Here is a 15,906-nt window from a genome sequence, read left to right as displayed (position 1 = left end):
TACCTATGCGTTATTAAGGTTGAGTTGCTGGTAAACGGTATTTATCCATGCGGTCTATATCGTATTTTTCGTATTTTCTTTTTAATAACCAGCGCGGACGCTCTAACGTTAATTCCCATTCAAACAATGATTTAAACATAGTTTTAACACGTTCAGGATTTTTTGCTGTTAAATCTGTTTGTTCACTAATGTCTGTGCTTAGGTCGTATAGCTCTGCTGGGCGGTCTGGGTAACGAATAAGTTTCCAATCGTTATCGCGTATTACAGCTCTGTTTTCTTTTTTCCAGTACATCACTTTATGTGGGCGTGCTGTGTTTTTACCTTGAATATAAGGGAGTAAATCAACGCCATCAATATCATTACCTAACGCCTTACCTTTTGCGGCACTGTAAAAAGTAGGCAGTAAATCTAGTGTGCTTACTGGGTAGTCGTAAGTAGAACCTGGTTTAATATGCTTTGGCCAACTAATTAAGAATGGTACACGAATGCCCCCTTCTAATTGGTTAGACTTAGTACCTGAAAGTGGGGCGTTATTTGAGGCGTTTTTATCAGATGGGCCACCGTTGTCGTTTGAAAAAACCACAATAGTATTTTCATCTAAGCCTAGCTCTTTAAGTTTATCAAGTACATAACCACTGGCTCTGTCTAACCCTAGGGTCATTGCAGCAAGCTCTTTACGTTTGCCCGTTAAGTTTGGAAACTTAGCTAAATCTTTAGGATCTGATTCAAGCGGAGTGTGTACTGCGTTAAAAGCTAGGTAGATAAAAAAGGGTTCGTCTTTGTTTTGTTCAATGTATTTAGCGGCTTCTTTACCTAACTCATCGGTTAAGTACTCTTTTGGCTCTTCGTAATTACCAAAGTCGCGCTCTAATTTTTTATCAAAAAAATGTTTGTTTCCGTTTTTCATTTCTTGTTCTGAATAGTTAAAGTAGCTTCTGTCGCCACCTCTAAACCCTAAAAAGGTATCAAAACCACGTTTTAAAGGATGAAACCTGTCGGCGTCACCTAAATGCCACTTACCAAATACCGCTGTTTTATAGCCCTGCTCTTTAAGATAATCGCCCATTGTTTTTTGATCTAATGGCAAGCCCATATCTGCACCTTTAAGTGCTGAGTTATCGCTCATAAAACCAGGTACGTTAATTTCTTCGTAACCAAAACGTTGCTGGTACTTACCCGTCATTAAACCTGCACGTGAAGGACCGCAAGTAGAATCACTCACGTAACCTTGAGTAAAACGAACACCGCTTTGGGCAAGTTTATCTAAATTAGGTGTTTTAAGCTGCGTACTACCTTGAAAGCCAAAATCACCAAAACCTGCGTCATCAGCAAAAATTAAAACAATATTAGGTTTTTCTGTTTGTGCTTTTGCCATTGCATTAGCACTAACGCAAAAGCCTAAACATACAGAAAGAAGAACAAGTAGCTTATTCATCACAGTTTCCTATTTAATATAATAGTTAAGCACATAGTTAAAAAACATTAATTACACCATAGCTAACATATTGGTTATATTAGACTATTACGGCTAGTTAATTTAATGGTTGAGTTGTAAATAATGCGTTTATAAATCACAATATCGCTACACTAAACAAAACATAACAATATTGCAAACATATGATGTATGATATTTTGAAATTAATTTTTCAATTTCTCACTATTACTTAAGCCTAATAACAGTGTCAGTTTAAAGGCAAAGCCTATTTACTGTGTACTTAGCTTCGGCCTGTTATTTAATTTTAAGTATGCATTGGTGTGCTATTAAAGGTGGATTCTAAAATGATAAATATAAAAAACAGCCTTTTTGTTGTTCTTTTTTTATGCAGCTGTTTTTCAGCGATTGCAAATGATGAGTGCCAGTCTTGTCATCAACAACAAACCCACGATTGGAAACAGTCAGACCATGCAAATTCAATGGCTTTAGCCAATACAGATACCGTGCTTGGTGATTTTAATAATATAACCGCGACCCATTTTTCTCAAAAAGCCGTATTTTATAAAGAAAAAGAGGCCTTTTTAATTGATTTGACCGAGCAAGGTACTAAAAAAACGTACACCGTAAGTTATGTATTTGGCTTTGACCCACTGCAACAGTATTTAATTGAAGTTGAAAAAGGCAAATACCAGGTATTTCCTTTTGCATGGGATAGTCGCGCTAAATCACTAGGCGGTCAGCGTTGGTATGCCAACTACGCTAACGAGGATGTAAAACCTAACGACCGTCTCCATTGGCTGCAACCTCTGCAAAACTGGAACGGCATGTGCGCCGATTGCCATTCAGATAATTTAAAGCGTAATTACACTACTGAAAAAGAAAGCTTTGATACGCACTTCTCGAATATAAATGTGGGCTGTAAATCGTGCCACAGCGATATAACGGATGAACATAAAACTAAAAAAATAATAAAGACAGCTCAAACAAGCCCTACCAATATGTCGCAGTGGAAAATAATTGGCGATAACAAAATTGCTACTTGGCAAGGTGAGCCGCGCGATAACAGCTTTATGCAAGGCTGTTATGCATGTCATTCGCTTAGAAGTCCATTAACCGATGGCTTTGATAACAGCCAAGCGTTTTTGGATCAATTTAGCCCTTCATTTTTAGAACCAAATTTGTATCACGCCGATGGCCAAATTAAAGAAGAAGTGTATGTGTTTGGCTCTTTTGCACAAAGTAAAATGTACAAAGCCGGAGTTAACTGTGTTGACTGCCACGATAAACACACCATGAAAGTTAAAACAAAAACAAATGGGCTGTGCTTACAGTGCCACAGTGCCAGCGAATATAACAAACCCGAGCATCATCGCCATAAAGAACAATCAACCGGTGCACAATGTGTTAGCTGCCACATGCCAACCAACAGATACATGGGCGTTGATGACAGGCGCGACCACAGCTTTAAAATTCCGCGCCCTGACATATCAATAAAATACGATACACCCAATGCGTGTGTGCAATGCCACGACGGTAAAACAAACGAATGGGCAGCAAGCACGCTTGAAAAATGGCATGGTAAAGCACCGGCATTAAGTGCAAGCGAGCACAGTATGCTTGAACTGCGCTCATTAAAAGCGATATCGCAAAATGCACATATGAGCTTAATTAATGACTTTTCGTTAAACGAAATAGACCGTGCCAGTGCAATTGCCTATTTAGGCAATTCGGGCGCTGAGCTAAGCGATGCCACAGTAAAAAGTTGGGTTAACTCGCCGCTTCCGCTTATTCGCTTAGCGATTGCTAAAGTGGGCTTTTTACTCCCCGAAGCAGAGCGCTTAAAAAGCTATAAGCAACTATTAACCGACAAATTAAAATCGGTGCGTGTTGCTGCTGCGCAAAACCTAAGCCAAACAACAGCGCAGTTAAACGGGCTTAATCAATCAATTATAGAGCTTGCACACGCTAATACTGTCAATACATGGCGCGGTGAAGGTAACATAAATCAAAGTATGCTCGCGCTTAATAAACAAGACATAAACGGTGCTATAAAGTCGTTACAAAAAGGCATTAGCGTTGACCCTTACTTTGATGCAAGTTATGTAAATTTAGCCGATATTTATTATCGCCTTGGTCAAACAGCAAAAATGCAAAGCACGTTAAATAGTGGTTTAAAAGCAGTACCTACCTCTGCGCCGCTACATTATGCAAACGGTATGGCGCTTATTAGAAGCGGTAACAAACCCGCTGCAGTTGATTCGTTTAAACACGCAATGACACTTGAGAGTAATAACGTGCAATACGCTTATTTGTACTTTTTAGCGCTAGATAGCATTGGCTCAACAGCGCAGGCCGTGAGTGAATTAAAGCTCAAAATTGGTGCTTATAATAATGCACAGCAGCTCAAAAACTTAGGAATGAGCTTTGCTCAAAAGCTTAAAAATGCTGAGGATTACCACTTTTTTGCTCGTTTAAAATAATTTTTTGAAATTAAATTATTTTTCACTCTAAATCTGTAATTTAGATTAGAGACTAAAATTCAACCACTTAACTTAATAATCTTGTGTTACTTAAACGGTAATACAAGGTTATAAACTCAATATTACAAGCAACATTTAATAAACAAGTAATCAACACATTGCACTTGCAAACATCATATGTTTAAATTGTTAGAATGAATCATTCGTGATTATTTACACTTCTTGATTGCTTATAGCTTTATCGCAATTAAGAGTCGCTGTTTAATTAGCCTGATTCTAAATAACAGATACTGCCGTTGCATTATCTGCACACACAGTAATTATGAAGAAACGGAGTGGTTAAAATGCTTAAACACAGTAAATTGCATACAGCAATATTACTTGCATGTTGTTCTTTATCAGCTTTCACACACACTGCATATGCACAAGAAGAAACAACCGCAAAACAAGCTAAAAGCAATTCAGACGATTTTGAAGTTATTTTAGTGAGCGCACAAAAACGCGATCAGGCATTAAAAGAAGTTCCCTCTTCAATCGAAGTGCTAAGCGGTGATTTAATTCAAGAAATTGGTATAGATAATGGGTTTGATCTAGTCACCTACTTACCTGGTTTTGGCATTGATGACAGCAGTGAAATACGAACTACAACATTAAAAACACGTGGTATAGGCACTTTTACAAATTCAATTGGCTTACAGTCTTCAAACCTTGTCGTTATAGATGGAGAAGTATTACCTCGCCAATCAATGCTTAACTTACCTATTTCAGATGTACAGCGTGTAGAAGCAATGCGCGGCCCACAAGGGACTTTATTTGGCCAAAACACATCAACAGGCCTATTGCATTATGTAACTAAAAAGCCGCAACTAGATGACCGAGTTTCAGGCACGGTTAGAGCACAGGTTACTGAGTTTGATGGCACTGATTTTAGCGGCACCGTAAATGTACCACTTAACGAAAACTGGGCAGCTCGATTTAACGCGCAATACAGTGATATTGATGGTTGGATAAAAAACACCATGCCTGGTGAAGAAGATTACACCATAGGCGCAAAAACAACGAAAGCTGGTCGCGGCCAACTTTTATACGATAATGGCCAAGAATTAAACGTACTATTTCGCTTAGAATATTCAGAGACAGACACAAATTGTTGTTCTCTTACTCGTTTAGGTGGAATAAACCCAGATTTTGGCCCTCGTCCAATCGTTAATGTAAAAGATGATGGCACTATTGAAGGCACAACCTATAACCGTGTAAATCCTGAGTCTACTTTTGAAGAAGCCGGCGGCCCAGTTACATCGCGTAATGCAGAAGGTAACTTTGGTAGAACAGAAAATTTTGGCTTTTCAATATCGGCTGATTACTACCTAAATGATGAAATTACACTTAGCTATAATGGTAGCTACAGAGATTTTGATTTATATAACAGTTCAGCATTTTTCACTATTAATTTTCCTGTAGAGCGAACCGCTTTTGGTGGTAACGAATCAGTAGATGTGCTTCAACAAGAGTTTCGTATTTCGTCATTTAATAATGAAAAATTTGATTGGGTATTAGGTCTTTTTTACCATGATACCGACGGTCAGCGCTCTGAAATACGTGACGGCTGTATTGCAGGTAACCGTGGCTTTATTGAAGGCGGCAAATTAACAGGGTGTTATTCAAAGCAATCTACCGATGCTTTTTTAGCTAACTATGCAACTACTGGCGATGACGACCGCTCATTACTAACGCCTTCTCGCTTACTAAATAGTGGTGATTTTACAACTGGTTTTGAAAACGTCGCTATTTTTGGACAACTTGAATACCAAATAACTGAGCAATTAGATGCTACTTTTGGTTTTAGATTATTACACGAAAAAAGTGATGCAACCTTTGCTCGTACAGATTTGGCAACACCTTCTACAGGTGTTGGAATGGAAACATTCAATGAAGTATTAGAACTTGCTCAAACAGATCCATCGCTTATTTTACGCCAAGACGCGCCAACTAAATTTGATAACTCAGACACCGCCTTTATATACAAAGCGGTTGTAGGGTATGACTTTACTGATGATATTCGCGGTTATGTAAATTATTCTACCGGCTATAAAGGGGCATCTTACTTTGTAACAACAAATACCGACCCTGCCGATGCAGACAACTTCCCTACCGATCCTGAAAACTCTTCAAACTTTGAAGTAGGTCTGCGTTCAGCGTATTTTAATAACGATTTACTGTTTAACTTTACGTACTTTGATATGAGAGTTGACGATTATCAAGTACGTGCCAGCCGTGTAATAGATGAAGAAAATAACATTATTTTTGCAGGCTATGTAAACGCAGCACAAGCACGTTCAACCGGTATTGAAGCCGATGTGGTGGTTAAAATATCAGATAAATTAAAGTGGTCATTTAACTACGCTTATTTTGATGCACGCTACGAGGACTTTGCTGATACACCTATCAATTGTCCTGCTGGTGATGGTGGTTTACTTGCTTCTCGTTGTACAACTGATTCAACAGGCAATCAGAGCTTTGATCAAACGGGTTTATCTTTCCCTAATAATGCTGAGCAACAATTTTTAAGTACTATTTCATATAATACACAAATTGCTGATACAGGCTGGAATGCTAATACACGTGCAGTTTGGCGTTATAATGGCAGCCACACGCAATCAATTAACGAACTTGCCTTTGGCGAATCAGCTAACCCATCGTCAAGCATTTGGGATGGTTATTTAAGCGTAAGCAAAGATAACCTAAAGTTTAGTGTATTCATTAAAAACTTATTTGATAAGTCGTACACTACCCGCCAACGTATAAACTCTGAAGGGTTTGGGGAAGCATTCTACCCTCGAGATTGGAGTCGTTATGTGGGTGCAAGCGTTCAATATAGCTTTTAATAGATAACGAAAACTAAATACAAAAAAATAGCGCTTAATAAGCGCTATTTTTATATCTGCATTTAATTACTTACAGCGGCTCTTTTCTTCCAACTAACTCCCCGTTAGCGTCATTTATAACTGCATTGTTAATATCTACATGCTCATTATTACTCCAACGAACCGATACATTATTTATCTGTGTACACGTACCTAAACCAACGTGTAACTTGTTATTTTCGCTTTGTGAAAAGCCAGCACCTGTCGCGCCTACAACTTGTTTATAAGTTTGCCCACACGCTTTTATAGTCGCAGTAGCTCCCAATGCCGACACACCAGCGTTAGGTGAGTAACCAATATTAGTGACTAAAAAATTATGCTGCGTATCTAAAGCTGTGTTATTAGTAAATAAATGCCAACGGCCGCGCTCGTTTGAGTAAATTAAGTCAAGGTCGCCGTCATTATCATAATCAAAGGCCTGTGCGCTGCCCCCTGTTGCTCCAAGCTCAGTTGAAATAACACCATGATTTTGTAAAGCCTTAAAGCCTTTACCTTGCTGATTTAAATACAGTAGCTGCTCGTTGGCTTTTGCTGGATTGCCATAACGTAATACAAATAAGTCACTCCAACCATCGTTGTTAAAATCTCCGGCTACAGCACTGGTTGTGGGTTCGCTAAGATTAATATTTAGCTTGGCTGTTGCATCAACAAATTTTCCTTGCTGGTTTTCTAATAATACCGCTGGTAATGGCTCAAGCCCTTTTACTTTGGGTGAATTAGTCACTCTTTTAATAACACCGGCTGTAGGTGATTTAGTATCCCCCGCTACGCGCCAAGTATCGTTACCTAAGTAACCTATATATAAACCTTTTTTATGTAGCTTTTTAGGCCAGCCAGCAGCTTGCTCTTTTGTTACCTTTACCGTACGTTCACTGCCGCCGTGCCCTTGTAATGCTAAAGGCGCACTATTTTTACCAATAAACACATTAAAATGGGGGTAAGCCATTTGCAGGTTTTCTATTTCAAAGTCACCTTCGATTTTAAAATCTTCAAATTTAAATGCTTCGTTACGAGTGAAAAAAGCAAAGTTTTGAGATTGAGCATCGTAAAAGGTGTGTTGCTCAAATTGGTGTTTAGCGCGAGTTAAAAATAAATCAAAGTCACCGTCATTATCAAAATCGATTTCGGTCATGCTGCTTACATGGCTAATATTGCGATTATTTCCTAGTACAGCCTTACTTTTATTTTTATAACCTAAATCAGATTTACTCTGCGCTGCAACAATGTCATCTCCACCGTAAAAAAATAAATCACTGTGCCCGTCATTATCAAAATCACTAACTAAGGCTTTATATCCAAGCCATTTTGCAGTAGGTAAGTAATCGACAAACTTAAACTGATTATGCCCTTCGTTTTTATATATATGGTTGGCTCCCTTTTTTTGCTTTTTAAGCGGAAAAGCAGAGAGCATTAAATCTAAAGTGCCACTGTTATTGCCATCAATTAATTTAACCGCACGTCCGCGTGTACGTTCAAAATTATTAAACGTTTCTCCGCCTTCAACAGTCCGGTCATGATTTATTTGAAACGATACAGGTAAACGCGGTTTTAGGCCTCCACCACCGCCTTGGGCTATTATTAAATCCATACGACCATCTAAGTCGTAATCAGCAACAGCCACGCCGTGTGTGTCGCCTTTAATAATTATCTGTGGTGCTGAAAAGGTATTGTTTTTGTTATTCCAAAAAATTTTTACTGCGTGGGTATGCTCAGTAATTAATACATCTTGATAGCCGTCTTTATCAAAGTCTGCAATCAGCGCGCTATCCCATTTACGACGCGATAGCGGCTCAAAAGGTATAATATTGTGCGATTCGCTAAACATTAATTTATTACTGCTGTTGTCGCTTAGCGTTTCATTGCTTGCCCTTTGAGTGGTGTTACATCCATAAAGCAGAATACTTGTAGCGATCAGTGATAAACAAAATAACGTGTTTGCTGGCTTACTATTTTTTTTCATTTAACCCACTCCTTACTTAACTGACTGTAATGGTTTTTGCTGCCACACACGGATGTATTCAATTTCAAAGTCGACTACACCATCATCTTTTTTGCCCTCAGGGCTATTACGTTCAAGCTCTTCTTTACTTTTTGGTACGCCATGCCAAGGAAAAGTCTCCTGATCAAGCCATAAAAACAGTGGTTTAGTGGCTACATAGCCTGTATCAACCCCGCGATGCTCTTTTGCCCAGGCATCAGCTTGTGCTGCAGATACTTCGCTAAATAATTTACCGTCAACATAATATTTAATTCCTTGGGCGCTCCAGTCAATTCCATAAACATGAAAGTCATCTGCTACTCTAAAGCCTAAATCTTTGCGCTCTGTATAAGTTGGCTTGCCTTTTACTTTTTTATTCCAATCGCGGATTGACCACCATAATTCACTGTCTATGTGATCTTTTTTAGGATCAAGTGAGTCGCCATATAATTCAAAAAAATCAACTTCTAACTTTTCGCCCATCGACCAAAATGCACTGCTCACTTGCGCATCAGCGGCTTTGCTTTTAATTTCTATGTATCCGTACTGAAAAGACTTTCTGCCGATAAAGCATGCCGTTGTGAGGTTTTCGTATTTAAGTGCATCGCCAAACACAGGCTTATGTATTTTTTGTTCAAAAGGAAAGTCAGGCTCCCAACGTGTCTCAAGTTTTAGTTTGCCATTTTCTAGGCGATAGTTATTACCCGAAAATTGCGAAGGTGCGCGGCCTTTCCATACTTTTTTATTTGGATTATCTGGATGCTTATAAACAGGTTTACCGTTTTCAAGTTTACCCACAATGTACCAACGTTCTTCATTGATAGTGCTGGTTTCAAATTCGTCACTTACTTGAGTGTTAAGTACCCATTTACCGGTGTTTTGCGGATCTGTTAAAGGCAATAAGTTATTTTTAGTTTGGGGAAGCTTTTGCGTGTTAGTCGTCGCATCGCTGCTACAACCGCCAATGGTTATTACCGACAATAATGCTGCTGTGAGCGTCAATTTATGTGTTTTTATATTTTTTTGCGTGTTGTTCATGATGTCTCATTATTTTGTATGTAAGTTTGTGTGAAAGTTAAAAATTAATACGTAAATAAATAGATTTTTAGTGGCTTATAAGCAAACAAAACGACTTTAAACCTATTTAGTTTAAAGCCGCTTTAATTAATATTATGTTATGCGTCTAGTACTCGCTTAAATATCGGTACGCGTAACGGCGTAATCGTCAATCAAGATTGAATCACCCGTTGGCAGTCCGTACACTTCCCAAAGGGTAAACACATCAGTTACTGAGCTCCATGTTGCTGGAATAGCCCAGTCGCGTTTATTAGTTGAATCCTCTACAAACTCGATGTATTGCCACTGCGTAGTAGCTGCGAGTGCTGCGCTAAATAAGCCCGCTTCTGAGTAACGACCTGTAAATCCATTTGCATCCTCAGGTATGCCGTCATAAACCCACGGTACAACAACATGGCGCAACGTAACGGGTTCAACAGGCACTTGATTTAACTTAACCCACACGGCATAACGGTATGTTTTATCAACAGACTCGGCACCACGTCCATAGTTGGCGCTATACCAGTTACGTTGTTTATTCCAAACTTGCTGAGTTGCAAAAGAGTACGGTGTATTCGCTTCACCTTGAGTTGCAGTACCCGCTGTAATTTCAAGCGAACGACCATTACCCGACACAGAGGTTGCCGATACGCTATAAGTGGCATTGCCTTTATAAGGTGCGCCTTCACCATTGAGGTTAAAGTCGGTGTTAAAGCCTGCTTCGTGTTCAGACACACCCGGCTCACACATTTGGTTATTAACGGTATTGACCGTAATACTTTTTTGCGAAATAAGTGATAAAGGTGTACTTGCTGTATCGCCATCAATAAGTTCAACCGTTACCGTATTTGAGCTATCTATTGTTGTAGGTGCTTTAACGGCAAGTACTTCTCCAAAGCCGCTTTTTGCGGTTAAGCTTTTCGTAAATGAAACTTCATCGTTAAGTGTCCAATCAAAAGTATATTCGCCGCTTAACTCTGCGTTTAGTAAAGCCGGCTGTACTTCTACACCACTGGCCACACAGATTGGAACGTCCTTGTTACCTGAAGAAGCGCCTAGCTCATTTTTATCGTCGTTTGTTATTGCAAGACTAAAAGCACCTGTCACTGTAAGTGTGGCGCTTGCTGAAGCATCGGGGTTATCAACACTTGTGGCTGTAATAGTTGTTTCACCGGTATTTTTAGCGCTAATAAGGCCATTTTCATCAATGGTTGCAATATCTTCATCTGCAATTGAATAAATAAGTGCGGGGTTACACGCGTAACTTGGTATCGCTGATGCGAATACACTTGCTTGACCACCAGCAGGAATTTCAATCGGCGAGACGCTGACCTCAGTTACAACATCATCAATCGCATTGACAGTTAATTGTAATGTACGTGTAGGCAGTGCGCCGCTCGGTTCAACAGCTGCACCATTATTGATAGAATATGTAATGTTATAAATAACTTGGTTCGGAAAATCTAAGTTACCATCAGAAATAGGATTACCACCGCCATCTAAAGCGCCTCTTATATCGGTTTGGTCGCATTGTCTTAATGCCGCCGAAAACGCATCGGTATTTATAACTAATTTAGTGCTATCACTTGATTGTGTAAAAGGTGAAATTCGGTGTGATGCAATGGTATTAGCACTTGTTTGTGGGGTAGTGAAATTATTATTAACCACAAACTCTAACTCACTTACGTTTATGGTTGCACCTGACTCAGAGGCTGGTTTACCGTCGATTGTTACGCCTTGCAGTAAATCAATTTCTTGAACTCCGGACTCTTCATTTAATGTGCTCGTGATTACTGCGGTATCGATTACAAGTGCTAAATCAGATTTAAACTGCGGATCGTAACCTTCATCCGTTCCACCGCACCCTGTTAATACTGAAAATATAACACTGCTAATTGCTGTTTTTATTAGTAAGTTATGTTTCATCTTACTCTCCAAGATTTGTAAGGCAGCGCGCCTAACGTGGCCCGCTGCTAATAGTTTCTCAATTAAAAGGTACCGCGAAGACCAACACGGAACTGACGACCTGTTTTCCAAACTGATGCTGTACGCGAAGTAGTCACACTGCTATCTTCAATTGCATTACCTTCATCAAGCACAACCTCTTGCGAGTTAGCTTCAAACGCATTACGACTAAATGAACTGGTGTAATAAATTCGGTTAGTTTCATCAGTTAAGTTAAGTGCCTGAAAAGTTAAGCTAAAGTTTTTATTAATTTTATAACTTGAGCTAAAGTCCAAACGATGGGTTGCCTCTTGCCATGTAGCGCCGCCAACTAAACCTCGGTTAACTAATTGATCCCCTGTGTAGCGACTCGCTAAACGTAATTGAATCCCTTTTTGTTCCCAATACAGTGTTGTATTTAGGGAATGCTTTGGAGTGAAAGGTTGTGGTAGTGGTTTTAAAAATATATCGGTATTACCTACCTGCTGACGATCAGATTCTGAATCTTGGTAGGTATAGTTCATGTTTAAACCTAAGCCACCCCAATAACTTGGTAAAAAGTCATAGTTTTGGTTGTAACCTAGTTCAACACCTTTAATATCGGCGCCTTTACCATTGGTTACTGTGGTTACGTTTACAACGTCACATTCAATGCGCCATTGGTCAAAAAATCCCGCAACTTGCCTAAGTGGCATACAATCTTCTTCGCTACCTGGTGCTCTATTCTCATCGTAATCAAGTAATAAATCGGCTGTTTGTAAATCGTATTCAGTCCTAACGTCTTTGTAGTGATACGGAACAACCACCGTTTCTTCAAAGTCTTTCATATCTTTGTAAAAAAACGCTGCCGACAGCAAGCCTGAATCGCTAAAGTACCACTCATAAGACAAATCGAGATTGGTTGATTTAAGCGGTTTTAAATTTGCATTACCTGCTGAGCCATTAGCAGAGTCCCATTGTTGCTCAAAAATTTGTGTACGTGGGTTTAATGAATCAAAACGAGGACGCGTCATTGTTCTACTAACAGCAAAACGTGCAATCATTTCTTCGTTAACTGCATAATTTAAGTTTAAGCTAGGTAAATAAGCGTCATGTCCGCCTTTTTTAGTAACCCATGCAACGCGGTCTTGTACTTCACGTCCGCTACCTTGTGGCCCTGTAAATGAGGTTGTTCTGTCTAAAAATGGCCAAATTTGTCCGTTACTTGCAAAGTGTGCCCATGCATTAGCTGACGTTGGAACTAAATTTCCGTTGCTGTCGTAAATTAAAGAAGGTAATGCATTGTTAGCTATAATGTTGCCATTTTCATCTACAAACACTTGCTGATTTACACCCAGCCCAGTGTTGCCATCAGCACCGGGAATTACAAACTGACCCGTTTGCGGATCAACAGGGAAAGTAGCTGGGTTTGAGCGGTTATACGCATGAGTGATTTGCCATGCCCAACAGTTTTGTAGCTCAGCATCGTTTGTAGGTGTGTAACGATGATCAGCCTGACCCGTGTCAGAGACCCCCATAACAGCTGCCGGGCAGGCATCTAAATTTGTATTTGCTAAACCACGTTCAACTAACAAATTGTACGCATCAACCATTTGCGGATTACGAATAAAGTTAATACCGCCTACGCCTGTTGCTGTTGTGTCATCTTTTACATACCTAAGGCCTAAGTTACCTGTTAGCTTGCCATCCATCAGCTCAAAGTTTGCTTTAAAATAAGCGGCTTTTGTTTCGGTTTCAATATTACGACTGCCTGTAATGGTTTCGCGTATACCTACTTCGCCTGCATCTTTACCTGAAACAATTTCAAGCGCTTTTTCGGCATCTAGTAACGGCCAGCCATTAAAAAACTGTGCAGAGCGGTCTGATTGAATATCTTCACCAAAATTATCGTAAGGATAGGCGCTATCAGCCACTATATCGGCTAAGCGAATTGTACCAAGCCCACGTACTTCAAACGCTTGATCAGGGTCTTCTAAATCTATTAAGTCACTGCCATTTGTGGTTGCTCTATTTTGAATAGAGACATCTTTTTTACGATTTGACCACTTAACTCCAAACTCAAGCGATCTAATAAAGTCGCCATCAAGCGCATAGTCAAAATCAACAAAAAGCGACTTGTTTGTATCCGCTAATTTGTTTTTACGAAGCACTAAACTACCTAAGTGATTGTGCTGCATGTCATACGGATTAAAACGGCTGTATACCGCATTAGACGTACCATCAAATGCGTCAAACTCCCCTGGAGTAACACCTGTTGAGTAACTACATTCTCCATTGCTACCACAGTCGTAGCCAACCATTTCGTGGCTGCCATCGGGCATTGATTCAACTATTTGACGACCTGCCGTGCCCCATGTAGCTGTACTAATAGAGATGTAACGGTCTTTCTCATCATCATTTGGTGTTTCATCTGTCGTTTTAGAAAAACCAGCTCTTACATTCATATTTAATGAATCGGTTACCTGATAATCAATATCGAGTGACGCAACATTAGTATCAATTTCTCTAAGTCCGTAGGAGCGAACAAAGTTACCACTTGTAGAGCGGCTACTTGATTGCTGCAAGGTATTGGTCGATAAATCAACCCCGTTTAGTGCTGTATTGTCGTCACCGGCATAAATTAAAGGTGTTACAGGTCCCATGTTTAAACGCAGTCGTTGACTGTCGGTTAACACATCTTGCTCTGTATGAGTTACATCTAGCTGAATATCGAGTGACTCTGTTGGTTGGTATTGAAAACCTGTAGACACTGACAAGCGATCTCGTTGGTCATTATTTAATGTAAAATCAATAACCTCACGCGCTAAAACAAATAAATCACCTTCATGTAATATTTGCGTTTCAGGGTCGTAATTATTAAGTGAACTCAGTGGATTTAATAATGCTTCTCCATTTTCACCAAAAAGCTTATTTCCATCAGCATCACGTTGATTGCCAAGTACCCTGATTGCTTTGCCTGTAACAGTGTCATGTGCTGTACGGCCAGTCGCATCATCTAAATCAACAATAGGAATTGCGCCGTTAGCCCAATCGGTATTAATACGATCTTGTCGTGTTTTTTGGGTATCTTTAGAGGCGGTTATAATAAAGCCAAAGGTATCGTCGAAGTATTTATCAGAAAAGCTAAAATTAATGCGTGAGTCACTTTCATCAGAAAACTCGTTGTAGCGCCCTTCAACCGTAAAAGAACGACGTGGTTTGTTTAAATTTAGCGGTTTTACAGTTCTAAGCACAACACTTGCACCGAGTGAGCCTTCATCGTTATCAGCAGAAGATGTTTTAATTACATCGATAGATGACAATATATCTGACGAAAAAGAGCTTAAATCAACACTGTTATCGTTAGTAGCACCCGCACTAGAGCCATCGGTACTTAGTCCACCGGTAAGTGCGACACCATTCATTGATATTTGATTTAAAGAAGGTCCGGCACCACGAATTGATATACGTGTTCCTTCACCGCCCTCTTCTTGAATACTCACCCCTGTTACTCTAGATAGTGCATCAGCGATGTTTTGATCTGTTGATTTACCTACATCTTCAGCATGAATTGAGTCACTTACGTTGTCGGAAAAGCGCTTTGCGTTTACCGCTTTTCGTAAGCTACTTTTGATTCCTTGGACTTCAATTATTTCGATATCTTTTTGTAGTTTTATTTTCTCTTTTTCTTCATCTTCTTGTGCAAAAGCAGATGATGAAATAAGCGAAGCAATAATAGCTGCAGAGACTGCTGATAACCTAAAGTTATGCTGCATTGTGTGCTCTCCTGTTTATCGGCATCGTTTTTCTCAATGCCAGTGTGTGATGATGTCGTCTGTTTTTATTGTTAGTTAAGCGCCACAGATAAAATGAATGAACGTCCTGGTATCCTAATTTCGTTTCATAGCGTTGCTTAACTTGCGATCAAGTTAAACATATGATGTTTATATTTACAAGTCGTTTACTTTGATTTTTACATTTTTGTTTCTTTTTCAAACAAAATGATTTAAACCGCTGTTTTTAAACAATTTAAATTCATTAATATTTAAGTGAAAGTAACGTAGATATTTTTATTTTTTATACAAAACAAAAAAAGAGACTCAAAATCCC

Annotated in this window: 7 protein-coding genes; 2 read left to right on the top strand and 5 right to left on the bottom strand. The window is 39.4% G+C overall.

Annotated features, from left to right (window positions below; genetic code table 11):
- Positions 1 to 13: 13 nt before the first annotated feature.
- Entirely contained in the window at positions 14 to 1,435 is a 1,422-nt protein-coding gene (locus GQR46_RS00190) for a sulfatase (RefSeq protein ID WP_165739250.1), read from the bottom strand.
- A gap of 344 nt (positions 1,436 to 1,779) precedes the next feature.
- Here GQR46_RS00190 and GQR46_RS00185 point away from each other — a divergent pair, with 344 nt between their 5' ends.
- Both GQR46_RS00185 and GQR46_RS00180 read left to right on the top strand, forming a co-directional pair.
- Positions 1,780 to 3,915, top strand: coding sequence for a multiheme c-type cytochrome (locus GQR46_RS00185; RefSeq protein WP_165739248.1), 2,136 nt, complete (start codon positions 1,780 to 1,782; stop codon positions 3,913 to 3,915).
- 344 nt (positions 3,916 to 4,259) lie between these two features.
- Positions 4,260 to 6,800, top strand: coding sequence for a TonB-dependent receptor (locus GQR46_RS00180; protein WP_165739246.1), 2,541 nt, complete (start codon positions 4,260 to 4,262; stop codon positions 6,798 to 6,800).
- Positions 6,801 to 6,870: 70 nt separating this feature from the next.
- Here GQR46_RS00180 and GQR46_RS00175 read toward each other — a convergent pair whose 3' ends face one another.
- The 4 genes from GQR46_RS00175 to GQR46_RS00160 all read right to left on the bottom strand — a co-directional run bounded on the left by GQR46_RS00175 (position 6,871) and on the right by GQR46_RS00160 (position 15,572).
- Positions 6,871 to 8,799 carry a CRTAC1 family protein gene (locus tag GQR46_RS00175; RefSeq protein WP_165739244.1) on the bottom strand — a complete coding sequence of 643 codons (1,929 nt, stop codon included), beginning with the start codon at positions 8,797 to 8,799 and terminating at the stop codon, positions 6,871 to 6,873.
- 12 nt (positions 8,800 to 8,811) lie between these two features.
- Complete coding sequence (locus GQR46_RS00170) at positions 8,812 to 9,855, bottom strand: family 16 glycosylhydrolase (RefSeq protein WP_165739242.1); 1,044 nt, start codon at positions 9,853 to 9,855, stop codon at positions 8,812 to 8,814.
- Positions 9,856 to 10,011: 156 nt separating this feature from the next.
- Positions 10,012 to 11,799, bottom strand: a complete 1,788-nt coding sequence (locus GQR46_RS00165; RefSeq protein ID WP_165739240.1) for an Ig-like domain-containing protein — start codon at positions 11,797 to 11,799, stop codon at positions 10,012 to 10,014.
- 62 nt (positions 11,800 to 11,861) lie between these two features.
- A complete protein-coding gene (locus tag GQR46_RS00160) occupies positions 11,862 to 15,572 on the bottom strand; it encodes a TonB-dependent receptor (protein WP_165739238.1) in 3,711 nt (1,236 codons plus the stop codon).
- Between the last annotated feature and the right edge of the window lie 334 nt (positions 15,573 to 15,906).

It is taken from the genome of Pseudoalteromonas sp. Z1A6 (assembly GCF_011378745.1).
Lineage (GTDB): Bacteria > Pseudomonadota > Gammaproteobacteria > Enterobacterales > Alteromonadaceae > Pseudoalteromonas > Pseudoalteromonas arctica.
Note: the sequence above shows the minus strand (reverse complement) of the source record. Positions and strands in the feature narration are given on the sequence as shown.